Source organism: Nocardiopsis sp. NPDC057823 (assembly GCF_042797335.1).
Taxonomy (GTDB): Bacteria; Actinomycetota; Actinomycetes; order Streptosporangiales; family Streptosporangiaceae; genus Nocardiopsis; species Nocardiopsis changdeensis.
The window spans coordinates 38,806-60,619 of the sequence record NZ_JBHVLR010000001.1; the positions used below are offsets into that span (position 1 = coordinate 38,806).

The 21,814-nt window shown below is 74.0% G+C and carries 23 protein-coding genes; 15 read left to right on the forward strand and 8 right to left on the reverse strand.

The features are described 5' to 3' along the window. Nucleotides 1-389: 389 nt before the first annotated feature. Entirely contained in the window at nt 390-1,190 is an 801-nt protein-coding gene (locus ACFVNO_RS00185) for an HAD family phosphatase (protein ID WP_220564575.1), read from the reverse strand. A 272-nt stretch (nt 1,191-1,462) separates the two neighbouring features. On the opposite strand from ACFVNO_RS00185, the gene ACFVNO_RS00190 reads away from it, so the two are divergent. The 13 genes from ACFVNO_RS00190 (at nt 1,463) to ACFVNO_RS00250 (ending at nt 14,070) form a co-directional block, all read left to right on the forward strand. Next, entirely contained in the window at nt 1,463-2,581 is a 1,119-nt protein-coding gene (locus tag ACFVNO_RS00190) for a hypothetical protein (RefSeq protein WP_355267713.1), read from the forward strand. A gap of 198 nt (nt 2,582-2,779) precedes the next feature. Next, nucleotides 2,780-3,478 (forward strand): DUF2993 domain-containing protein, encoded by a 699-nt coding sequence (locus ACFVNO_RS00195; RefSeq protein ID WP_355267710.1) that lies wholly within the window; start codon nt 2,780-2,782, stop codon nt 3,476-3,478. A 173-nt stretch (nt 3,479-3,651) separates the two neighbouring features. After that, entirely contained in the window at nt 3,652-3,984 is a 333-nt protein-coding gene (locus ACFVNO_RS00200) for a thioredoxin family protein (protein ID WP_355267798.1), read from the forward strand. Between the two features lie 177 nt (nt 3,985-4,161). Next, the gene (locus ACFVNO_RS00205) at nt 4,162-4,248 is read left to right on the forward strand and encodes a putative leader peptide (protein WP_355267795.1); all 87 of its coding nucleotides are present in this window, start codon (nt 4,162-4,164) and stop codon (nt 4,246-4,248) included. Between the two features lie 74 nt (nt 4,249-4,322). Then, nucleotides 4,323-4,745, forward strand: coding sequence for a DUF4395 domain-containing protein (locus tag ACFVNO_RS00210; protein ID WP_355267707.1), 423 nt, complete (start codon nt 4,323-4,325; stop codon nt 4,743-4,745). An 83-nt stretch (nt 4,746-4,828) separates the two neighbouring features. Beyond that, entirely contained in the window at nt 4,829-5,674 is an 846-nt protein-coding gene (locus ACFVNO_RS00215) for a sulfurtransferase (RefSeq protein WP_378888009.1), read from the forward strand. Then, complete coding sequence (locus ACFVNO_RS00220) at nt 5,671-5,976, forward strand: DUF1416 domain-containing protein (RefSeq protein ID WP_220564580.1); 306 nt, start codon at nt 5,671-5,673, stop codon at nt 5,974-5,976. Before ACFVNO_RS00215 ends, ACFVNO_RS00220 begins: the two co-directional genes overlap by 4 nt. 201 nt (nt 5,977-6,177) lie before the next feature. Beyond that, entirely contained in the window at nt 6,178-7,755 is a 1,578-nt protein-coding gene (locus ACFVNO_RS00225; protein ID WP_355267701.1) for an alpha/beta hydrolase, read from the forward strand. 366 nt (nt 7,756-8,121) lie between these two features. After that, complete coding sequence (locus ACFVNO_RS00230) at nt 8,122-10,212, forward strand: hypothetical protein (RefSeq protein WP_378888013.1); 2,091 nt, start codon at nt 8,122-8,124, stop codon at nt 10,210-10,212. Between the two features lie 83 nt (nt 10,213-10,295). Continuing rightward, a complete protein-coding gene (locus tag ACFVNO_RS00235) occupies nt 10,296-11,552 on the forward strand; it encodes a MurT ligase domain-containing protein (protein WP_355267699.1) in 1,257 nt (418 codons plus the stop codon). Between the two features lie 9 nt (nt 11,553-11,561). Next, nucleotides 11,562-12,272, forward strand: coding sequence for a type 1 glutamine amidotransferase (locus tag ACFVNO_RS00240; RefSeq protein ID WP_378888016.1), 711 nt, complete (start codon nt 11,562-11,564; stop codon nt 12,270-12,272). 109 nt (nt 12,273-12,381) lie between these two features. Further along, nucleotides 12,382-13,302: an NADP-dependent oxidoreductase gene (locus tag ACFVNO_RS00245; RefSeq protein ID WP_378888019.1), complete on the forward strand. Its 921-nt coding sequence runs from the start codon at nt 12,382-12,384 to the stop codon at nt 13,300-13,302. A 57-nt stretch (nt 13,303-13,359) separates the two neighbouring features. Then, the gene (locus tag ACFVNO_RS00250) at nt 13,360-14,070 is read left to right on the forward strand and encodes a DUF4352 domain-containing protein (protein ID WP_378888022.1); all 711 of its coding nucleotides are present in this window, start codon (nt 13,360-13,362) and stop codon (nt 14,068-14,070) included. Here the strand turns inward: ACFVNO_RS00250 and ACFVNO_RS00255 are convergent. From ACFVNO_RS00255 to ACFVNO_RS00265, 3 genes are all read right to left on the reverse strand, one after another. Continuing rightward, a complete protein-coding gene (locus ACFVNO_RS00255; RefSeq protein ID WP_355267687.1) occupies nt 14,057-14,458 on the reverse strand; it encodes a DUF2568 domain-containing protein in 402 nt (133 codons plus the stop codon). The genes ACFVNO_RS00250 and ACFVNO_RS00255 overlap by 14 nt on opposite strands. 239 nt (nt 14,459-14,697) lie before the next feature. Continuing rightward, nucleotides 14,698-15,726 (reverse strand): folate-binding protein YgfZ, encoded by a 1,029-nt coding sequence (locus ACFVNO_RS00260; RefSeq protein ID WP_355267684.1) that lies wholly within the window; start codon nt 15,724-15,726, stop codon nt 14,698-14,700. A 332-nt stretch (nt 15,727-16,058) separates the two neighbouring features. Continuing rightward, nucleotides 16,059-16,610: an FABP family protein gene (locus tag ACFVNO_RS00265; RefSeq protein WP_355267681.1), complete on the reverse strand. Its 552-nt coding sequence runs from the start codon at nt 16,608-16,610 to the stop codon at nt 16,059-16,061. 188 nt (nt 16,611-16,798) lie between these two features. Between ACFVNO_RS00265 and ACFVNO_RS00270 the strand changes: the two genes are divergently transcribed. Then, nucleotides 16,799-17,566, forward strand: a complete 768-nt coding sequence (locus ACFVNO_RS00270; protein ID WP_378888027.1) for a GIDE domain-containing protein — start codon at nt 16,799-16,801, stop codon at nt 17,564-17,566. A gap of 21 nt (nt 17,567-17,587) precedes the next feature. After that, the gene (locus ACFVNO_RS00275; RefSeq protein WP_220564589.1) at nt 17,588-17,950 is read left to right on the forward strand and encodes a DsrE family protein; all 363 of its coding nucleotides are present in this window, start codon (nt 17,588-17,590) and stop codon (nt 17,948-17,950) included. Between the two features lie 70 nt (nt 17,951-18,020). On the opposite strand, the gene ACFVNO_RS00280 is transcribed toward ACFVNO_RS00275, so the two are convergent. The 4 genes from ACFVNO_RS00280 to ACFVNO_RS00295 all read right to left on the reverse strand — a co-directional run bounded on the left by ACFVNO_RS00280 (nt 18,021) and on the right by ACFVNO_RS00295 (nt 21,673). Beyond that, nucleotides 18,021-18,767 carry a phosphoglyceromutase gene (locus ACFVNO_RS00280; protein ID WP_220564590.1) on the reverse strand — a complete coding sequence of 249 codons (747 nt, stop codon included), beginning with the start codon at nt 18,765-18,767 and terminating at the stop codon, nt 18,021-18,023. Between the two features lie 114 nt (nt 18,768-18,881). Then, nucleotides 18,882-19,394 (reverse strand): YbjN domain-containing protein, encoded by a 513-nt coding sequence (locus ACFVNO_RS00285; protein WP_355267674.1) that lies wholly within the window; start codon nt 19,392-19,394, stop codon nt 18,882-18,884. Between the two features lie 33 nt (nt 19,395-19,427). Next, nucleotides 19,428-20,735, reverse strand: coding sequence for a D-inositol-3-phosphate glycosyltransferase (gene mshA / locus ACFVNO_RS00290; protein WP_355267671.1), 1,308 nt, complete (start codon nt 20,733-20,735; stop codon nt 19,428-19,430). A gap of 107 nt (nt 20,736-20,842) precedes the next feature. Next, complete coding sequence (locus ACFVNO_RS00295; RefSeq protein ID WP_355267669.1) at nt 20,843-21,673, reverse strand: esterase; 831 nt, start codon at nt 21,671-21,673, stop codon at nt 20,843-20,845. Nucleotides 21,674-21,814 lie beyond the last annotated feature (141 nt).

Genomic DNA, 21,814 nt, shown 5'->3' on the forward strand with positions numbered 1-21,814 from the left:
TCGGCGCCCCCACCGTGCTCCCGCTCTGCCGCATGTGGCCGCGTGCCCGCCCCGCCGTACCGCGCTGCCGCTCGTCCGGTTCGGCGCACCGTGCCGCCGCGTGCCCGTCCCACCGCATCGCGCCGTCGTCATGTCCGCCCCGGCGGGACCCGGTACCGGTCGGTGCCCCGTGTCCGGGTTCCGGTCGTGCGCGGGGGTGCCGGTCCGGTGGCGGTCACCGAGGTTTCCCCGGTCCGCCGCCCGGAGGTCCCCGAGCCTTCCCCGGATCTTCCACGGGCCCCCGGCCCGCGGCCCGCCGTCCCCGCGCGTCCCATGGGCCCCACGGCCCCCGGTTTCCCCGGCCCCGGCCTTCCGGCCGCACGGGCCGCGCCGGCTCCCCAGGAAGCCCCTCAGGCCCCCGGGAGGGCTCTGCGCTGGCGGGCGGCGCGGATGGCCACGGCGCCCACCGCCGCGCCCACGGCCGCCGCGGGGACGGCCACCTTCAGCGCCCGGCGGTGCGTGCGGAAGTCGTGCACCGGCCACCCGTGGGTGCGCGCGTACCGGCGCAGGTCCCCGTCCGGGTTGACGGCGTTCGGGTCGCCCACGAGCGACAGCAGCGGGAGGTCGTTGGAGGAGTCGCTGTAGGCCGAGCAGTCCGCCAGGTCCCAGCCGTGCTTGACGGCCAGCTCCCGTACCGCCACCGCCTTGGCCGGGCCGTGCAGCAGGTCGCCGTTGAGCCGCCCGGTGTACACCCCGTCCACGCTCTCCGCCTCCGTGCCCAGCGCCCCGGTCAGCCCGAGCCTGCGGCGGATGATCTGGGCCAGCTCCACCGGGGTCGCCGTGACCAGCCACACCGGCTGGCCGGCGCTCAGGTGCCGCTGCACCAGGGCCCGGGTGCCCTCCCAGATGCGGTCGGCCATGGTCTCGTCGTAGATCTCCTCGCACAGGCCCACGAGGTCGTCGACGTCGTGTCCGGCGACGAACGCCAGCGCCGCCTCCCGGGCGGCGTTGATGTGGTCCGGCTGCTCGCTCCCGGTCACCCGGAAGACGGTCTGGCCCCACGCGAAACGCAGGAGGTCGCGGGTGGTGAACAGGTCGCGAGCGGCCAGGCCGCGCGCGAAGTGGTAGATCGACGCCCCCCGCATCAGGGTGTTGTCCACATCGAAGAAGGCGGCCCCCGCCGGAGTCGGGGACACGACGTCGTGTGACACGGTTCTCTCCTGGCTCGGGTGGGGAGTCGGCGGCACCGTCCTCGACGGCCTGCTCCCCCTGTGGATGCGAGCCTACGACCCCCGGTGAGCAGGACGGAGCCTCTGGGACACGGCGGTAATTCGCGTGATGAAGGTCACAGTAGGGAAAGCGGGTTTGCCCGTCATTCTGCGGGATCTTCCCCGAAAAGGTCCTCACGTACCAGTAGGGAGTGCACACCCACCCGCTCACGTGCATCATCATTGTCGGGATGGTGATCGTAGGACTCGCATTCATGAGCGCGCTGGTGGGTTGGAGTGCCACCGCCGCGCTCGCCGCCTACGCCCAGCGGCGCCCCGGAGTGACCGTCATCGCGTGGCTCGTCGCGTCCCTCGGGCTGACCGTGGGACTGAGCGCCGCCGTGGTCGGCGCGCTGTTCGACTTCAACAACGCGACCTTCCGTTTGCTCCACATCGGCATCAGCCTGCTGGGCCCGCTCTACATGGCCTGGGGCGCCCTGGAGTACGGCGTCCGCTCCGCGCAGGGGCGGTTCGCCTCGCGCCTGTTCCTGAGCGCCTTCACCATCGTCCCCCTCGTGGTCCTGAGCATGGACCGCATCAGCGGCCGGTTCGGCGACACCTTCCCGCCCCTGGGCGACCACTACGACCTCATCCCGCGCTCGCTCATCAACATCACCCAGGTCGTCGTCGCAGCCTTCCTCATCTCGGCCCTCGTCGCGGTCGCCCGCCGCCCCGCCGACCGCGCCCACCACCTGCGGATCCTCGGCCTGGTCGCGCTGGCGGCGCTCCTGTCGATCCTGGTGGGCCGGCTGGGCCTGGGCTTCGGGGGACCGCTGCTCATGCTCGGCGCGGTCGCCGCGCTCTGGGGGGCCGCCGCGCTGGCGGCGCGCCCGCGGCGCGACGCCTACGACGAGGACGACGACTACTACGACGACTACGGTGACGACGCCGGGGACCCCGAAGACGAACTCCTGGAGGAGCCCGTGCGCCGCAAGCGCCGCAACGCCGACCCGTACGACGACTACTACGACGGCCCGCCGGTGCGCCAGGCGCCGCCCGCCAAGCTGCGCGGCGTCATCACCATCTACACCCTCGCCGAGGGGCAGGGCGCCGGCTTCGACCGGATCGCCGACGCCGTCGTCGAGGAGGTCGCCGCGCGCGAGCCCGACACCCTGCTGTTCGCCTGCCACACGGTGCCCAGCGCGCCGCTCCAGCGCATCGTCTACGCGATCTACCGCGACGACCTGGCCAAGGAGGAGCACGAGCAGCAGCCGCACGTGGTCGAGTTCGGCCGCCGCGCGGGCGCCCACGTGGTCGCCACGAACGTGATCGAACTCGCTCTCTCCGGCGCGGCCGCCAGCGACGGCCTGGCCGGCCTGCTGATGCCCCGCTGACCTCGGGGATCTCGGAGGAACCCGCCCCGGGTGAGAACCGTTGTACGCTCCGGGGCGTCCTATGGACGGTGAAGTACCCTTCCCTACAGGTTCCCCATGAACGGTGTCCCCCGGGCACCGGTGGCGTGTGACGATGACCGGCCGAGTCCACGGGCCGAGAGCCGCGCCGGAGCGAAAGAAAGTGTGCTGGGATTCCAGATGCGTAAGTTTCTTGTCGTCCTCCTCATCCTCCTGGCGGCCCTCGTCGTGGGCGCCGACATCGGGGGACGCTCCCTGGCGCAGAACATGATCGCCGGCCAGGTGCGGCAGCAGTTCGAGATGGAGCAGGAGCCCACGGTCGAGATCGGGGGCTGGGCCTTCCTGCCGCAGGCCTTCGGCGGCACCTACGAGGAGATCGTCATCTCCGCGCCCTCCGCCACGTTCGGCGAGTACCCGGTGGAGCAGATCGAGGTCCACGCCCTGGACGTCGACGCCCCGCTGTCGGACCTCATGTCGGACCCGCAGGTGACGGCCGGCCGGATCGACGGCTCCGCGGTCCTGCCCTACTCGATCCTCAACCCCTTCCTGCCCGAGGGCATCACGGTCTCCACCGAGGGCGGCGAGCCCTACGCCAGCGGCGAGCTGGCCGTGACCGACCTGGGCATCAGCGTTCCGGTGTCGGCCGCCCTGGAGATCTCCGTCCAGGACGGGGTCGTCTCGGCCACCCCCACCGACATCCAGGTGGACAACGCGCCCACCGACGTCAGCGGCCTGGTCTCCAGCATGATGACCGTGTCGTTCCCGGTGCCGCAGATGCCCTACGGCATGACCGTCACCGACGCCGAGGCCGTCTCCGGCGGCCTGCGGGTCGACGGCACCGCCGAGAACGTCCCCCTGATGGGGGCCGAGGCCGCTTGATGGACCCCGTCGGCGCGACCGTCCTCGCCGCCACCCTGGCCGCGGCCACCGTGCTGGGGCTGCTGTGGCGGCGGGGACAGGGGCGCTTCCGCGGACGGGGGCGGCCGCCCGCCCCCGCCGCGGCGACGGGCGGCGGGGGAACCGGCGCAGGAGGAGAAGGAGAGGAGGGGGCCATGGCGGCCGAGACCGGGGGCGCCACAGCCCTGGATGCCCGGGACATCGGCGCCGGGCTGGGGGAGCGGGCCACGCTCGTCCAGTTCTCCAGCGCCTTCTGCCAGCCCTGCCGCGCCACCCGCCGCGTCCTGGAGGAGGTCTCCGGGATGGTCGAGGGCGTCGCGCACGTCGAGATCGACGCCGAGGCCCACCTGGACCTGGTGCGCCGCCTGAACATCATGCGCACCCCCACGGTCCTGGTCCTGGACGCGCGGGGCACGGTGGTGCGCCGCGCCAGCGGGCAGCCCCGCAAGGCCGATGTGATCGCCGCCATCGGCGCCGCGGTCTCCTGACCCCGCCGACCGGACCCCGTCCTATTCCCGACCGGTTGACCAGGGAATACGCCGGGCCCCGGCGGCGGAGCGGCCCCCCGGACGCGGGGCACACCCGTCCCGACCGGCCCGAATGCACCGTTCTGTGATCCAGGCCACCCGTGACAAACACGTTAAGGGGCCTGTAGCGTCAAGGACGTGACTTCCTTGACGAGCGCGTATCTCACGAAGCGACGGGCGGTGGACTTCTGCCGCGTCGCCGCCGCGCTCTGTCCTTGTCCCTAGGGCGTTCGGGCCGCGGCCCCCTCGCCCCCTCGCGCGACCGACCCCCCTTCCCGTGCACGCAGGGACCACCAGTCATGCAGGTCGATCCTCGCGGACAGCGCTTCGCCGCTGCTCTGACCACCCTCGTCCTGGCCGCCGCCCTCGCCTTCGCCCAGCCCTGGATCCTCGGACTCCAGGCCGCGGTGTTCGCGGTCGGCGTCCTGGCGGGTGTCCGCTACTCGCCCTACGCCCTGTTGTTCTCCGCCGTCGTACGGCCCCGGATCGGGCCGCCCTCCGAGACGGAGGACGCCCGGCCGCCCCGGTTCGCGCAAGGGGTGGGGCTCGCCTTCGCCGCCCTCGGACTCACCGGATACCTGGTGGGCCCCGAGTGGCTCGGCGCGGCCGCGACCGCCCTCGCCCTGACCGCCGCCTTCCTCAACGCCGCCTTCGGCCTCTGCGCCGGATGCGAGGTGTTCCTCCTCGGCCGCCGCCTCGCGGCCGCGGGGAAGCCGGCCTGAACCCCCGTCCCCGGACCCCGCACTCCGGCGGGCACACACACGCGACACCGCACGCAGCAGAAGAATCGATCAGGAGGTTCCCCATGAGCCGCTCCGACGTCCTTGTGGACGCCGACTGGGTGGAGGCTCACCTGGACGACGACAACGTCGTTCTCGTGGAGGTCGACGAGGACACGTCCGCCTACGACAAGGGACACATCCCCGGAGCCGTCAAGATCGACTGGAGGACGGACCTCCAGGACCCGGTCCGCCGCGACTTCGTGGACAAGACCGGGTTCGAGAAGCTGCTGTCCGCCAAGGGCATCGGCAACGACGACCTCGTCGTCCTCTACGGCGGCAACAACAACTGGTTCGCGGCCTACGCCTACTGGTACTTCAAGCTCTACGGCCACCAGAGCGTCCGCCTGCTCGACGGCGGCCGCAAGAAGTGGGAGCTGGACTCCCGCGAGCTCGTCGAGGAGGTCCCCGAGCGGGCCGCCACCGAGTACCGGGCCCAGGACCAGGACCTGTCCATCCGCGCGTTCCGCGACGAGGTCGTCGAGGCCATCGGCACCAAGGACCTCGTGGACGTGCGCTCGCCCGACGAGTTCGTCGGCAAGCTGCTCGCCCCCGCGCACCTGCCGCAGGAGACGTCGCAGCGCCCGGGCCACATCCCGACCGCGCGCAACATCCCGTGGGCCAAGACGGCCAACGAGGACGGCACCTTCAAGACCGCCGAGGAGCTCCGCGAGCTCTACACGGAGGCCGGTGTCGACCTGGAGAAGGACATCATCGCCTACTGCCGGATCGGCGAGCGCTCCTCGCACACGTGGTTCGCCCTGCACGAGATCGTCGGCCTGGAGAACGTCAAGAACTACGACGGCTCGTGGACCGAGTACGGCTCCCTGGTGGGCGTGCCGATCGAGCTGGGAGAGGCGGAGGCCAAGTGAGCGACAGCTGCGGAGCGCCGGTCGGCGGGGTCGCCCTCGCCGACGTCGACGCCGGGAACCAGGCGGTCATCCAGGGCACGGTGACCCGTGACGGGCAGCCGCTGCGCGGGGCGTACGCGCGCCTGCTCAACGCCTCCGACGACTTCGTCGGGGAGGTCGCCACCGGTGACGAGGGGACCTTCCGGTTCTTCGCCGCCGACGGCGACTGGAAGGTCCGCGTCCTGGCCTCCAAGGGCTTCACCGGCGAGTACCCGGTGACGGCCGAGGTCGGAAAGGTCGTGGACCTCCAGGTCCAGGCCTGACCGCCGGACGGGCGCACGACGACACGGGGCGCCGGGGAGAAAGGTTCGTTCTCCCCGGCGCCCCGTCGTGTTCTCCTTGTGGCATACGGCACGTTCCGTCAGTGGACGACCGCGAAACCGCCGAGGCGGGCGTTTCGTCCCACCCCCTGTAGCAGAACAGGGACGCGGCGACGGGGCCGTGCGGAGAAGGGGAGCCGACAGGTGCGTTACACGGGGGTGTGGGGGCTCGCGGGAGCGGTGGTCCTCCTGGTCACGGGGTGTTCGGCGTTCCTCCCGCAGCAGGCGCCGCAGGACCCGGGCGGCGCGTCCGCGATCGAGTGGGAGCCCTGCCACGACGGGGGCGGGCGGGAGGAGGCCCCCGAGGACGGCGACCCCGAGTGGACCGCCGCCCTGGAGTGCGGCACCCTGTCGGTGCCGCTCGACCACGACGACCCCGACGGCGAGACGATCGACATCGCGCTGGCCCGGGTGCCCGCCTCCGGCGGCCCCGACGAGCGGATCGGATCGCTCGTGCTCAACCCGGGCGGGCCCGGCGAGTCCGGGGTGGAGATGCTGGCCTACCCGCAGTTCTCCGACGGCATCCGCTCGGCCTTCGACCTGGTCGCCTTCGACCCGCGCGGGGTGGGCGACAGCGGGGGGTTCGCCTGCGGGAACTGGGACAGGTTCGCCGAGGCCCAGCTGCGGGTGCAGGACCCCACCGCCGTCACCGACGCCGAACTGGAACGCCTGACGTCGTCGGCCCGGTCCTACGCCGACGCCTGCACCGAGACCGTGGGGGCCGGGTTCCTGGCCGAGATCGGGACCGTCAACGTGGTCCGCGACCTCGACCTGATCCGCGAGGCGCTGGGCGACGACGCCCTGAGCTACGTGGGCTACTCCTACGGCACCTACATCGGCGCCCTGTACGCGGAGATGTTCCCCGCGACCACCCGCGCGCTCGTCCTGGACGGAGCCGTGGAGACCGAGCGGCCCAACCTGGAGGTCGCCGAGGACCAGGCGGCCGCCTTCCAGGAGACCTGGGAGCTGTTCGTCGCCGACTGCTCCGCCGCCGGGACCTGCCCGTTCAGCGGACCCGAGGCCGCCGACGCGGAGATGACGCGGATCCTGGACCGGCTCGACGCCGAGCCGGCCACCGCCCGCGACATGCCCGTGGACGGCCCCACCCTGCTGGGAATGGTGGGCCTGGCGCTGTACGACGAGACCTCCTGGCCGGAGCTGGCCCGCACCCTGACCGCGCTGGCCGAGGGCTCCGCCGAGTCCGGCGAGCTGCTGGACGCCCTCTACGACACCACCTACGGGGTCGGCGAGGAAGAGGAGGATGTGGCCGCGGCCGGGGAGGAGCCGGAGGGCGACCCGTACGCGGACACCGAGGCCGCGCTCACCGCCGTCAACTGCGCCGACCGGGTGGACCCGACCGACCCCGAGGCGTACCGGGAGGCGGCCGAGGCGATCGCCGCCGAGACCCCGTTCTTCGGCCCGGACCTGGTGTGGGGCCAGCTGCCCTGCGCCTACTGGACCGACACCGAGACCGCCCCGACCGGGTTCGCCGCCGCCGACGCGCCGCCGCTCGTGGTGGTCGGCACCGTCGGCGACCCGGCCACCCCGTACGGCTGGGCCCGGGAGCTGGCCGGCCAGCTGGAGACCGCGACCCTGGTCACCTACGAGGGCTCGGGCCACACGGTGTACGGCTACGGCCTGCCCTGCGTGGACGACCCGATCGACGCCTACCTGCTGACCGGCCGGGCCCCCGAGCCCGGCCTCAGCTGCCCCGCGTTCTAGGGTCCGGCCCCCGGCCGCTTCCGGGCGTTTCGGCGCTCGCGCCGAACGCCGGGAGCGGCCGCGGGGCGACCTCTCCCAGGACGACCGGCGCGGGTCGGACCGGGACCGGCCGTCCAGGCGCAGACGGCGCGGCGAGAGGCGGCCCCGCGACCGCGACCCGGAATGACCCGCCGAACACGCCCCGGCCGCCCGGTGGCCGGGGGCCGGACGTGCGCCGTCGCCGTCCACAGGCCGCGGGTCGGGCGGTGACAAGGCCGCCCGGCGGTGACACCATCGTCCAGAAGCGCGAGGCCCCGCCCGCGCGATTCCCGAGTGGATCCCGACCCCGGCCGCCCCGCGGGCGGCCGCCCAGGAGGTGTTCGGACGGTGCCCCCCACCCCTCGGCCGGACGGCGCGGCCGCGCGCACCTATCTCGGCTGGCGGTACGCGGTGCCGCTGCCCCCGCCCGGGCCGCCGCCGCGCCGGCCGGCGCCCGAGGGGGCCGCCGACCCCGCCGCGGAGGCGGAGGAGGCCCGGCGCGAGGCCGAGGACCGCACCGACCGCCCCCTGTACCTCGCCCTGGCCGGGCTCGGCGCGTTCGCCCTGCTGTGCCTGGTGCTGTGGCCCATGCGGGTGCTGCCCGCCACCCTCGCCGTCGCCGGAGTGCTGGCCTGCGCCGCCATCACCGTCCCGCTCGGCATCGCCCTGGTGCAGAACCGGCAGGTCGCCGCCCGGCGGCTGGAGCTGGTCCGGGAACGGCAGGCGGCCGAGCGCGCGGCCCGCGAGCGCGAGCTGCACGACCGCCTGGACGGGCACGCCCGCGCGCACGCCGCCTGGCAGGCGGCCTGCCGGGCGTTCGAGGCCCAGCCGCTCTGGCACGGGGTCACCGCCCCGCCCGACACCGACGCCGTCCTCGTGGTCGGCGGGGCCGACGCCGGCTGGTCGGCGCTGCTCACCACCATCGGCGTCTCCAGGCTGCGCGAGGGCGGCGACCTGACCGTGGTCGACCTCACCGGCCGCTCCGTCACCCGCGACCTGGTCCGGCTGGCCCGGCGCTGCGCCGTGGCCCCGCGCCGCTGGGTGCTCCCCGCCGACCTGCCCGGCATGACCCTGGGCACCGACCTGGACGCCGGACAGCGCGCCCGCATCCTCTCCGCCGTCGCCGCCGCCTCCGGGGGCGCCGACGACCCCGACGCCGACGAGACCCTGCTGCTGCGGCTCATGGAGGTGCTCGGCCCCCGCGCCGGGATCGCCGAGCTGATCGGCGGGCTGCGCGCTCTCATCACCCCCGAGGACGACGCCGCCGAGGACGACGCGGCGCTCGCCCTGCTCACCCCCGACCAGCGCGCCCGGGTCCGCGAACGCTGCGCGGACGACCCCTGGGAGCGCGCCTGGGAGCTGGAGCGCCGCCTCTCCCCGTTCGAGGCGGTCGGCACCCGGGCCGAGGAGGGCGGGTACGCCCAGGTCAAGATCATCTCCACCGACCGGGCCTCGGGCGGGGTCGCCGCCCGGGTGTACGGCACCTACGCGGTGGCGGCGCTCAGCGAGCTGCTGGAGGTGCCCGGCGGGCCGGACGCCCCCCGGCGGCCGCGCGGCCCGCGCGGGCGCACCGTGGTGGTGTGCGGGGCCGAGACCATGCCGGAGGGCGAGCTCGACCAGGTGCTGTCCGCGGCCGGGACCGGCGGAGTGGAGGTCGTCCTCATGTTCCGCGACGCCGTGCCCGCCGCCCTGGACCGGTTCTCCTCCCCGGGCCGGCTGCCCGTGGTGATGCGCCAGGAGACCGCGGCGGCGGCCGCCGCCGCGGCCACCGCGGTCGCCGCGGCCGGTGGCGGCGGCCTGACCCTGCACCGGCTCACCGAGGCGGTCGCCGAGGAGGTGGGGGACACCGCCATCACCCCCGAGGAGGACCCGGACGCCGAGGTGGTCGCCGACGACCGCTACTTCGCCTCCCCGCACACCGAGTCCGGCGCGGTCATCCGCAGCGCGGCCGCCGCCGTCGCCCCGCTGGACCTGGTCCGCCATGTGAGATCGGCCACGGTGTGGGGGGAGGCCACCTCCTCCCAGGAGTGGGCCGCCGCCCCACTGGACGCGGAGGGCGACGCCGCCCGCCACACCCGCGCGCTCACCCCCGACGCCGAGGCGCTGCTCGCCCTGCCGGCCACCGCCGCCGTGGTCCTGGGCCCTGACGGTCCTGTCCTCACCGACACCAATCCGGGTATTCTCACCCTGTCCACGGCAACACTGGCCACAATGGACGACTCCCGGACCAGTGGCCACGAAAGCGACGGCGCGCCCGGTACGGGAGCGGGGGAGCACGACCGGCCGGAACCGGTCCGGCCCCGCATCCTCCCCGCCTCCGCCGTCCCCGACACACCCGCCGGGACCGCACCGGCACCCGTGGGGAACGACGGCGCACCGGGCCGTGTGCCGCCCAATCTCGGGCCACCGCCGGAGCGGCTGGACTGGCGGGTCCGATAGCCGGTGGACAATAGGCTTGGCCCGACACATCGCCCGCCGCCGCAACGCATCGGCGCAGGTGATCAAGCGATCGTGGAGAGTACATGAGCGAGCTTCCCTTGCGCGCCCAACTGGCATCGGTACTGGGGAGGAGTGCGGCCGGCCTGTCCCGTGCCACGGGGCGCGGCGACGGCTCCGTGATCGGCGGCAAGATCGCGCTCAAGGTCGAACCCGACCTGCTCGCCAAGCTCGCCAAGGGGCGCAGGCTCGCCCTGGTCAGCGCCACCAACGGCAAGACCACCACCACCCGGCTCATCTCCCACGCGCTGCGCGAGCTCGGCGAGGTCGCCACCAACGAGCACGGCGCCAACATGCCGACCGGGCACATCACCGCGCTGTCCGACAACCGGTCCGCCGTCAACGGCGTCCTGGAGGTGGACGAGAAGTACCTGCCGCAGGTCCTGGTCGCCACCCAGCCCGCGTTCGTGGTCCTGATGAACCTCAGCCGCGACCAGATGGACCGCGCCTCGGAGATCAACCTCCTCGCCAAGCGCTGGCGCACCGCCCTGGGCAAGAGCAACACCCACGTCATCGCCAACGCCGACGACCCGCTCGTCGCCTGGGCCGGGATGGGCGCCCCGCACGCCACCTGGGTCTCCGCCGGGCAGCGCTGGAAGGAGGACTCCTGGTGCTGCCCCGAGTGCGGCGGCCACCTCCGGCGCGACCAGGACCCGCACTGGGCCTGCCCCGAGTGCGGGCTCTCCCGCCCGCAGGCCACCTGGGGCGCGGACAACGACTCCGACGTGCTCATCACCCCGGAGGGCCGGCGCATCAAGCTGCGCCTCAACCTGCCCGGCGACGCCAACCGCTCCAACGCCGCCATCGCCGCCGCCACCGCGGCCGGGTACGGCCTGCACCCCGAGCGCACCGTGGAGCGCCTGCGCGAGATCACCTCGGTCGCGGGCCGCTACACCTCCGTGGTCACCATGGGCGTGGAGGTCCGCCTGCTGCTGGCCAAGAACCCGGCGGGCTGGCTGGAGTCCTTCGCCGTCCTGGACCCGCCCACCACCCCGGTGATCCTCTCCGTCAACGCGCAGATCCCCGACGGCAAGGACACCTCCTGGCTATGGGACGTCGACTACACCGTCCTGCGCGACCGCCGCGTGTTCGTCATGGGCGAGCGCCGCACCGACCTGGCCCTGCGCCTGGAGACCGACGGCGTGCGGTTCGAGGTCGCCGACCGGGTGGACGAGGTGCTGGCCAAGCTGAGGGCCGAGCAGCCCGGCCTGACCAAGGTCGACCTCATCGCCAACTACACGGCGTTCCAGCAGATCCGCACGGCCTACGGCCGCGTCCAGTAGGAGACACCCATGACGAACACCAGCGCACTGCGGATCGTGTGGATCTACCCCGACCTGCTGAGCACCTACGGCGACCGCGGCAACGTCCTCATCCTGCAGCGGCGGGCCGAGCTGCGCGGCATCCCCACCGAGATCGTGCACATCCACTCCAGCGACCGGGTGCCCGAGCAGGGCGACATCTACCTGCTCGGCGGCGGTGAGGACCGCCCGCAGATCCTGGCGGCCGAGCGCCTGCGCGCCGACGGCGGCCTGGCCCGCGCCGCCGCCCGCGGCGCCTGCGTCTTCGCGGTCTGCGCCGGGTACCAGATCATCGGCGAGAGCTACGGCGACGACGAGGCCAACCCGCTGCCGGGCATCGGCATCCTCGACATCCGCAGCGGCCGCGGCCAGACGCGCGCCGTCGGCGAGATCGTCGCGGACGTGGACCCGTCCCTGGGGGTGGGCCGCATCACCGGCTTCGAGAACCACCAGGGCCGCACCGCGATCGGGCCGTCGGCCCGGCCGCTGTCCACCACGGTCCGCGGTATCGGCAACGACGACCGCACCGAGGGCGCCTACCAGGGCCAGGTGCTGGGCACCTACCTGCACGGCCCCGCGCTGCCGCGCAACCCGCAGCTGGCCGACCTGCTGCTGCGCTGGCGCGTCGGCCAGCTGGCGCCGCTGCCCCCGGCCTGGGGCGAGCGCCTGCACGAGGAGCGCCTCGCCGCCGCGCTGTCCTGACGGACGCCCCGCGGCACCGACGGCCCGGCGGGGGACCCGCCGGGCCGTCCCCGTGTCCGGGCGGCGCGCCCGGGCGGGTTCGCGGCCGCGGGCGGCTAGGGTCGCCTCCATGAAGGCGATGGCGTTGCAGCAGTACGGCACGGAGGACTCCCTGCGGGAGGTGGAACTGCCCGAGCCCAAGGTGGCCCCGGCCGAGGTCCTGATCGGTGTGCGGGCGGCGGGGGTCAACCCCGTCGACTGGAAGCTCGCCGCGGGCGGGCTGGACCCGGTCATGGAGGCCGGGTTCCCCATGGTCCCGGGGTGGGACGTGGCCGGGGTGGTCGAGGCGGTCGGCTTCGACGTGCCCGAGTACCGGGTGGGCGACGAGGTCTTCGGCTACATCCGCAAGGACTGGGCGCAGAACGGCGCCTACGCCGAACGGGTCTCGGCGAGCGTGCGCCTGCTCGCCCCCAAGCCGGCGTCGATGTCCTGGGCACAGGCGGCCGGGGCGCCCCTGGCGGGCCTCACCGCCCTCCAGGCGCTGCGCCGGGCGGAGGTCCGCGAGGGCGACACGGTGCTGGTCCACGCGGCCGCGGGCGGTGTGGGCTCACTCGGGGTGCAGATCGCCCGGGCGCTGGGCGCCCGCGTCCTGGGCACCGCGAGCGAGCGCAACCACGACTTCCTGCGCTCGCTGGGGGCGGAGCCGGTGACCTACGGGGAGGGCCTGGTGCGGCGCGTCCGCGCGCTGGCCCCCGCCGGGGTGGACGCGGTGCTGGACTTCGTCGGAGGGGGCGTGGCCGAGCAGAGCCTGCCCCTGACCGGCGGCGCCCGGCGGGTGGTCTCCATCGCCGACGCGGAGGTGCAGCGGTTCGGCGGCCACTACCTGTGGGTGCGGCCCTCCTCCGAGGACCTGGTCGAGCTGGCCGGCATGGCCGACGCCGGTGTCCTGACCGTGCACGTCGAGCACGAGCTGCCCCTGGCGGAGGCCGCCCGCGCGTGGCGGCTGAGCAAGGAGGGGCGGACCCGCGGCAAGATCGTGCTGACCGTCTGAGACCTTGACGGCCGGAAGCGGCCGGAATGAACAAAATGTGTTGAGCGTCACATTGGTATGGATGCCAATGACCGGCGACGGGGATCGGGCGGCGTACTCCGCGTCGCCGCGATCCCCGTCGCGGTGCTCATCGCCGGAGCGGGCTGCACCGCGACCGTGGCCGCCCTCACCGCCTCAACGCTCCCGACCGTGCGGGTGACCGTGGGGGAGGAACCCGCTCCGCGGGATCCCGGACCGCCCGCCGCCGAGGAGGAGCCCGACGGGCCGCCGGACCCGGAGTCCGCCGAACCCGGCCCGCCGGAGCCCGGAACGGAGGGCTCCGGGCCGCAGGGGGCCGAGGACGGACAGGACAGCGCGGGCCCGCACACGGAGGGCGTCCCGCCGTCGGCCTACACCGGGGCGTCCACCGCCTTCGGCCCGTTCCACGTCGTGGTGGACACCTGCTACACGGACACGAGCATCACGGACGGTATGGGCACCCACGCCACCGCACCGTCCGGGATGGAGTACCACATCTACCGGCTCCACGTCACGAACGAGGGAAGCGGTCCGGCGGTCTTCGACACCGCGGGGACCACCGCCCTGACCACGGACGGCAAGGAGTTCGTCAACGACGCCGAGGCGGAGTTCACGGTGGCCTGGGACTACCTGTGGGACGAGATCAACCCCGGTACCACCGTCACCAGCTACGTCGTTCTCACGGCGCCCGTCGGCACGGAGTTCTCCGAGGTGATGCTCGGCGGGGTCGCCCCCATCACCCCGGGCTGAGCCCGTTGCGGGCGGCGGGCTCCCGTAGGGCCAGCAGCCACAGGACCCGGTCGTAGGCGCACAGGTGGTACACCACCAGCACCCCGGTGAGCGCCAGCGCCGCGGTCACGGCCCCGGCGGCCGCCAGCGCGGCGGCGGCGCCGAACAGCACCGCCCACTCCACCAGCAGCCGCACCGGCCGCGGCACCGCGACCGGTGCGCGGCCCGACCTGGACGGGTCGCCGGGGACGGCGAACACCCCCCAGGCGGCGGCCGCCAGCAGCGGCACGGCGAACGGCGCGACCCAGCGCAGGTCCGGCAGCAGGGCCCACATCGCGCAGCCCAGAGCCACCAGGGCGGTCAGCTCCAGCAGCAGCCGCACCACCAGCATCCACGGCCTCAGGGACACCGTCCCTACCTCTCGGGGGGAAGAAGGTACTCAGGGGAAGAGTCGGTCCGGCGCCTAGGGCGTGTTCGGCGGATCATTCCGGGTCGCGGCCGTGAGGCCTCCTCTCGCCGCGCCGCCTGCGCTTGGACAGCCGAACCCGGGCTGACCTGCGCTGGTCGTCTTGCGAGAGATCGCCTCGCGGCCGCTCCCGGCATTCGGCGCAAGCGCCGAAACGCTCGAAAGCATCCACCGAACACGCCCTAGCGGGGGCGGCGGCGCAGGTCGATCTTGGCGTTGGCGCCGGTGTCCGGGTCCACCACGACCTCCTGGCCCGCGGCGATCCCCTCCACCAGCAGGTCGGCGTCGGTCGGCGCGGACCGCTTGACGACCCCCAGGGCGATGGGCCCCAGCTCGTGGTGGCGGGCCGAGGTGCCCACCCGACCGACGGTCCGGCCGTCCAGCTCGATGGGGGAGCCCACCGCCGGCAGCCGCTCGGCGGTGCCGTCCAGGTGCAGCATGACCAGCCGCCGCGGCGGCCTGCCCAGGTTGTGCACGCGGGCCACCGTCTCCTGGCCCGGGTAGCAGCCCTTGTCCAGGGCCACCGGCCGCGCGTCGCCCACCCAGTCCACCTCGTGCGGGATGGTGCGCTCGTCGGTGTCCAGCCCCGGGCGCACCCGGTGGTGCTCGATCCGGTACGCCTCATAGGCCCACATCCCGGCGGGCCGGGTCCCGGCGGCCGTCAGCGCCTCGGCGACCGCCGTCAGCCGGTCGGCGGGCAGGAACAGGTCGGTCCCGTCCGGCGAGACGCGCACCGGGACGCCGTCCAGGTCGACGGACTCCAGCGCCCGCGCCGCCTCCGGGCCCACCAGGGTCAGCACGGCGCGCTCCCCGCCCAGGTCCGCCACCTCGACCCGCAGCATGAACCGCATCGAGTCCAGGAACTTCGCCAGGGCCGCGCCCTCGCCGGGCTCGGTGTGGATCCACGTCGTGGTGCCGTCGTCCACCAGAGACAGGTGGTGGCGCAGGTGCCCCTGCGTGTCCAGGACCAGCGCCTCGGTGCCGGTCCCGGGGGCCAGCCCGCGGGTGAGCTGGCTGGTGAGGTCGTTCAGCCAGGTGAGCCGGTCGGGGCCGGTCACCGTCACCACGCCCCGGTTGCTCCGGTCCACCCACGCGCTCGACCGCTCGATGGCGCGGCCCTCGTGGGCCGGGTCGCCGTAGTGCGCGGCGACCCCGGAGTCGGGGGAGTCGGCGCCCACGGCGCCCGGTGTGCTCAGCAGCGGCGAAGTCATACCCCGAGACTATCCATCCGCCGGGGCGACCGAAAACAAGTCTCTGACCTGCGGTTTCTCCGACAGAAAAAACATTTGCCCCGAGGGTCCCACAGGACGTACCTTCGGTGTCACGCAGGAAAGGAGGTGGTCCAGAAGATGAAGTCTTTTAGGACTGGCGAGGTGGCCGTCCGCTAGGACGAGCTCGCGTTCGCGCGACGTTCGTTCGCAGCGAATCCCAACGGACACCCGGATCCCGGGCCGCCGGAGATGGTCCGACCGGCCCCGCCCACACCGGCGGGAAGTGGCCCGGGGTCCGTTTCTCTTTTTCCGGGCCCCGGCCCCGTGTTCCGCTAGCGCTCCTCCGCGCCCTTGCCGACCTGCTTGAGCTGGGCCGACATGTACGAGCGCAGCGAGTGGCCGCGCGCCGCCAGGTCCCAGGCGTAGCCCAGGGTCTCCCGGTTGTCGCCGAACAGGCCGTAGAGCCGGTGCGAGGCCGTCACGTCCAGGCCGGTGGAGGTGTGCAGCACCGCGTCCGTGGCCATCTCCACCCGGTTCGCGAAGACGTTGCCCGCGTACGACTCGAGGAAGCCCTCGTTGTGCGTGATGAGCACCTCCAGGTGGATCACCGGGGCGCCCTCCTCGCGGTTGGCCGTGTCCTCCTCCGACAGCGCCCGCCAGTAGCCGGACTCCTCGGTGACCAGGTCGCCCAGGGTCCCGTCCGCGTTCATCCGCCAGGCCGAGCTGCGGTACTCCAGGTAGGGCAGGTCCGGCCTGTGCTCGAACACGATCTCCTGGCCGAACTGGAACTCCTCCTCGTCGGCGTATCCGGCGACGCCGACGCCCTCCCAGCGGCCGAGCAGGAAGGACAGTTTCGCCAGATCGGGGTGTACATCATCGTGCATGACACCAGAGCGTAGCGGCCCCCGGCAGTGGGGCCGCCACCGCCATTCCGGGGTAGCCGACTGGACATGCCCAATTGGCCCCGCTTTCTCGGAGAACTGGTAAAGATGGTGGACGACGCGGCGTGTCCACGGGGCGCGTGACGACCCGCCCGCGTCCCTACCTCCGAAGCGCGTCAAAGGGGCGGCCTGTGTTACTGGTGATCGGTTCTGTGCTGCTCGTGGCCGCGCTGGTCCTGCTTCCGCTCGCGGCCCTGGCCCTGCGCCGCTGGCGTCGCCAGCTGGGGCTGGCCAGGCTGGAGCCGGCGGCCCTGGCCGCCCGGAACGGGCAGCGCGTCACGCTCACCGGGATCGCCGCCCCCGGGCCCGCCGGGGCGGTCGCCTCCGGGCTGGCCGGCGTGGAGTGCGTCTGGCACGGCCACGAGGTCCTCCGCCACTACCTGCCCCTCCAGCAGGAGGGCGCGGTGCAGGAGCGCACCTGCGACTCCATCGCCGACTACGGCTCCGAGGACCTGTTCGGCCTGGTCGCCGAGGGGCGGCCGCTGGACGGCGAGCGGATCTTCGTCGACCCCCGCGACGCCCCCCGCCCCCGGGACGCCGAGCTGTGCCTGAAGCGCGTCGTGGGCCGCCCCCAGCCCGGGGTCGCCTCGCCCGCCGACGACCTGCTGCCCCGGGTGCGCGGGCGCATCTCCGGGGTGTTCCGCGGCGAGACCATCGAGTTCGAGTACCGCGAGTGGGTCATCCGGCCCGGCGCGCGCGTGCGCGTCACCGGTGAGCTGCGGGCCCGGGACGGCCGCATCGTCCTGACGGCGCCGAGCGACGGCGCCCTCACCGTCGAACACGGCGTGGTCGAGGGGCCCCGGCACGCCTCCCCGCGCCGCCGCGAGGCGCTGCTGGTCACGGTCGCCTTCGCGGTGACGGCCCTGTCCGGGGTGCTCCTGGTCCTGCTGGGGCTGTGAGCGCCCGATAGGCTGGCGGCCATGCCCCCTTCCCTAGTGATCAAGGTCACGGCCGGTGCCGACGACCCCGAACGCTGCAACCAGGGCTTCACCGTCGCCGCCACCGCCGTGGCCTCCGGCGTGCCCGTCTCCCTCTGGCTCACCGGCGAGGCCTCCTGGTTCGCCGTCCCGGGCCGGGCCGAGGAGTTCTCCCTCCCGCATGCCGCCCCGCTCGCCGACCTGCTGGCGGGCGTCCTGGCGGCCGGGAGCGTGACCGTGTGCACCCAGTGCGCGGCCCGGCGCGGCCTCACCGAGGACGACCTCCTGGAGGGGGCCCGCATCGCCGGGGCCGCCGCCTTCGTGGAGGAGATCACCGCCGACGGCGCCAGGCCCCTGGTCTACTGAGCCCGCCGCGGGGCCCGGACACGACGGTGCCCGCGCCCCCCGTGGGCGCGGGCACGGGAAACGGTGGGTGCTACTTCTTGCCCTGGTTGGCGACCGCCTCGATGGCGGCCTTCGCGGCCTCCGGGTCGAGGTAGGTGCCGCCGGGGACCTTCGGCTTGAACTCGTCGTCCAGGTCGTACACCAGCGGGATGCCCGTCGGGATGTTGAGCCCGGCGATCGTGGCGTCGTCGATCCCGTCCAGGTGCTTGACCAGCGCGCGCAGCGAGTTGCCGTGCGCCGTCACCAGCACGGTCCCGCCGGCGGCCAGGTCCGGCACGATCTGGTCGTACCAGTACGGCAGCGCCCGGTCGAGCACGTCCTTGAGGCACTCGGTGCGCGGCAGCAGCTCCGGCGGCAGGTCCGCGTACCGGGCGTCCCCGGCCTGCGAGTACGGGTCGTCGTCGGCGATCGGCGGCGGCGGGGTGTCGTACGAGCGGCGCCAGATCATGAACTGCTCGTCGCCGTACTCCTCGCGCGTCTGCGCCTTGTCCTTGCCCTGGAGGGCGCCGTAGTGGCGCTCGTTGAGCCGCCAGCTGCGCCGCACCGGGAGCCAGTGCAGGTCGGCGGTCTCCAGCGCGAGGTTCGCCGTGCGGATGGCCCGCTTGAGCAGCGAGGTGTGCAGGACGTCCGGCGTCAGGCCGGCCTCCTTGAGCAGCTCGCCGCCGCGGCGCGCCTCGGCCTCGCCGGCGGCCGACAGGTCCACGTCCACCCAACCGGTGAACAGGCCCTTCGCGTTCCAGACACTCTCACCGTGTCGGAGCAGTACCAGAGTTCCCATGGGGCAAAGCCTAGTGCCTGGCGGTGAACGCGCCCCGGCCCGGGGGAGGCGCTTGCCCCACGGCCCCGGGATCCCGCGGGTGCCGCGGGTGCCGCGCCGCCCCGCTCAGCCCGCTCAGCCCGCGTGGTCCTCGGGGGCGAGGTGGGCGAACGCGCGCAGGTTGCGCATGTCGTGGCCGCGCTCCGCGCGCCAGCGCCACTCCTTGCGGATCGCGGACGCGAACCCCCGCTCCAGCGCGCCGTTGAAGTTCTCGTCGGAGTAGGTGAGCACACAGCCCAGCAGCCGGTCCACCTCGTCGGGGGTGACCCCCTCCAGCGGTAGCCGCCCGCGGATGTACACGTCGCCGACCTCGTCGGCCGCGAACGCCATCCCGTACATGTCGGAGTTCTTGCGCATGAGCCACAGGTAGAACCCGGCGTGGTTCTCGTCCGGCTGACGGCAGAAGAACGAGGTGAGGGTGAGGCTGTGCGGTCCGGCCTCCAGCCACACCAGGGTCTTGAGCCTGGCCTTGCCCGGCAGGGTCACCAGGAACGACCCCTCGCGGGGGCGCTCCACCTCCAGGCCGGCCTCCGCCACCGCGAGGGCGATCGCCTCGATCGCCGCCGTGCGCGCCGTTCGTTCTCCCACGTCGTCCCGTTCCTCCCGTTACCGCGCCGCGCGTCAGCGCGCGGCGGCCAGCGACAGCCCCGCGGGCGCCGTGTACGGGGTGATGCTCGCGCGGTACACGTCGAGCAGGTCGTCCACCGTCCGGTCCCAGCCCAGGGTGGCGGCGTGCGCCGGGGCCGCCTCCGCCAGCCTGTCACGCCGGGCGGGCTCGGTGATCAACCGGTGCAGCACCGCCGCGTAGTCGGCCGGGTCGTGCCCGTCCACCAGGATCCCCGACCGGTCGCCGACGGCCGTGGTCAGTCCGCCCACCCGGGCGGCCACCACGGGGGTGCCGCAGGCCTGCGACTCCACCGCCACCAGCCCGAACGACTCCGAGTGCGAGGGCACGACCGTCGCCGTGGCGGCCCGGTAGTAGTCGGCCAGGCGCTCGCGCGACTGCGGCGGCTCCATGCGGATCACGTCGGCGACGCCCAGGGACCGCGCCAGGTCGGCCAGCATCCGGGGTTCGCGCATGCCGCCGCCGGACAGCCCGCCGACCACGCCCACGACCAGGCGCGAGCGCAGCGACGGGTCGCGTTCGATCAGGTGGGCGGCGGCGCGGACGAGCACGTCCGGTGCCTTGAGGCGCTGCACCCGGCCCACGAACAGCAGCAGCTCGGTGTCCGGGGCCAGCCCGATCCGCTCCAGGGCGGCGCGGCGCGGTCCCGGGGTGAACACGTCCAGGTCCACGCCCGGGGGGATCACGCTGATCTGGGGGTCCCGGGCCCCGTAGTGGTCCTTGAGCTGGCGGGCCTCGTCGTAGGTGTTGGCGATGAGCCGGTCGGCCTGGTGCACCAGCTGGTCCTCGCCGTGCACCCGCGCCTCCGGCTCGGGCAGGTCGCCCTCGGCCAGGGCGGCGTTCTTGACGCGCGCCATGGTGTGCATGGACTGCACCAGCGGCACGTTCCAGCGGCGGGCCGCGGCCACGCCGGCCTTCCCGGACAGCCAGTAGTGGCCGTGCACGAGGTCGTAGCGGCCGGGCTCGTCGTCGGCCTCCGTGCGCAGCATCCCGAAGATGAACGGGCACAGGTACTCGGCGAGGGTGTTCTTGTCGAGGTGGCCGTAGGGTCCGGCGGCCAGGTGGCGCACGGACACCCCGGGGGCCAGCTCGACCACCGGGGGCAGCTCGGGGGAGGTCGCTCGGGTGAACACGTCGACGGCGACGCCGCGCTCGGCCAGCCGCCGCGCCACCTCGACCACGTAGACGTTGAGGCCGCCGGCGTCGCCGGTACCCGGCTGGTCCAGCGGAGAGGTGTGCAGGCTGACCGTCGCCACCCGGGACGGAAGCGCCGCAGATCCTCCCACGGGAACGATTCCTGACACCGCCGGTCCTCTCAGGTCGTGTTCACACCTTTGTCATCAACAGCGACGAAGGTACACAGTGTTCCTGAGCGGACGGTCCGAGGGGGCGGGTGTTGACGGCCCGGCTCCTAGGGTGTAGTGGTCCAGCCCGACACGAGGAAGTCGACGGTTCCGGGCAGTGCGGACCCCCACGGGTCGGCGGAGCGGTGCCCGGAGTGATCCGCGTCCGGGGTGTGGGTGGCGACCGTCATACCCCGCTCGGCCAGGGCGTCGGCCAGGGGGCCGGTGCCCCCGCCGACCAGCAGGAGGCGGGTGGCCACGGGCTCGGCGACCTCGCCGCCGGCGGGGTTCCACAGCACCGCCTGGGAGACCTGGCGGGAGGCGGCCGCGGCCGGCGCCGCGTCGTCGGCGCCGCCGACCGCGCGCAGGGTGCGCGGGCGCTCGTGCGCGCCCTCGACCGCGCGTACCGCGGCACGGGTGAGGACGGTGGGCGCCCCGTCGGTGCGCTCGGGCACGGCGACCACGAACTCCACCCCGGTGCGGCACATCTCGCGGTCCAGCGCGGCCCGGGCGTCGCCGTCCACCGCGCCGCGGTGGTCGGTGCCCGCCCCGTGCAGCAGGTAGAGCACGGGCAGGTCGGCGCTGTCGGGGCCGACCGGTCTGCGTATCCACAGCTCCCGTTCGCCCGCGGGCGCGGTCTCGTCGGGGATCGTGACGACCTCCGCCGGTGCGGACTGGACGCAGGCGGAGACCTGGCCGGGCCGGGGGAGCGGGGCGGGCAGGCCGCTCTCCCGCGGCGGCAGCAGGGCGCTGCCCGCCAGGGCGGGGTCGGGGCCCAGATGGGCGCCGACCCGTTCCACGAGTCCTTCGGGCGGCAGGGCGGCGAGCGCGGCGGCGGCCGCGGCGACCAGGCCGGAGGAGACGAGTACGAAGGCGCGCTGGGAGAACGTGGAGAACACCGGTGGCCTCGGAGGGGCTCGGGGGTCAGGGGCATCCCGCTGAAGAACCAGGGGTGTCACCCATGGTAATCACCCGTGTGTAATTCGTGTGGGAAATGCGGACGCCCGCCCACGGAGGCACCCTCCGCGGCGCCCTCGGCC

What these genes read in the sequence shown, in the direction of transcription:
- ACFVNO_RS00200 (WP_355267798.1), top strand. Translation starts at nt 3,652, where the DNA reads ATGGCGGCCGAGACCGGGGGCGCCACAGCCCTGGATGCCCGGGACATC.
- ACFVNO_RS00215 (WP_378888009.1), top strand. Translation starts at nt 4,829, where the DNA reads ATGAGCCGCTCCGACGTCCTTGTGGACGCCGACTGGGTGGAGGCTCAC.
- ACFVNO_RS00240 (WP_378888016.1), top strand. Translation starts at nt 11,562, where the DNA reads ATGACGAACACCAGCGCACTGCGGATCGTGTGGATCTACCCCGACCTG.
- ACFVNO_RS00280 (WP_220564590.1), bottom strand. Translation starts at nt 18,767, where the DNA reads ATGGGAACTCTGGTACTGCTCCGACACGGTGAGAGTGTCTGGAACGCG.
- ACFVNO_RS00210 (WP_355267707.1), top strand. Translation starts at nt 4,323, where the DNA reads ATGCAGGTCGATCCTCGCGGACAGCGCTTCGCCGCTGCTCTGACCACC.
- ACFVNO_RS00275 (WP_220564589.1), top strand. Translation starts at nt 17,588, where the DNA reads ATGCCCCCTTCCCTAGTGATCAAGGTCACGGCCGGTGCCGACGACCCC.
- ACFVNO_RS00235 (WP_355267699.1), top strand. Translation starts at nt 10,296, where the DNA reads ATGAGCGAGCTTCCCTTGCGCGCCCAACTGGCATCGGTACTGGGGAGG.
- ACFVNO_RS00265 (WP_355267681.1), bottom strand. Translation starts at nt 16,610, where the DNA reads ATGCACGATGATGTACACCCCGATCTGGCGAAACTGTCCTTCCTGCTC.
- ACFVNO_RS00245 (WP_378888019.1), top strand. Translation starts at nt 12,382, where the DNA reads ATGAAGGCGATGGCGTTGCAGCAGTACGGCACGGAGGACTCCCTGCGG.
- ACFVNO_RS00250 (WP_378888022.1), top strand. Translation starts at nt 13,360, where the DNA reads ATGGATGCCAATGACCGGCGACGGGGATCGGGCGGCGTACTCCGCGTC.
- ACFVNO_RS00260 (WP_355267684.1), bottom strand. Translation starts at nt 15,726, where the DNA reads ATGACTTCGCCGCTGCTGAGCACACCGGGCGCCGTGGGCGCCGACTCC.
- ACFVNO_RS00195 (WP_355267710.1), top strand. Translation starts at nt 2,780, where the DNA reads ATGCGTAAGTTTCTTGTCGTCCTCCTCATCCTCCTGGCGGCCCTCGTC.
- ACFVNO_RS00190 (WP_355267713.1), top strand. Translation starts at nt 1,463, where the DNA reads ATGAGCGCGCTGGTGGGTTGGAGTGCCACCGCCGCGCTCGCCGCCTAC.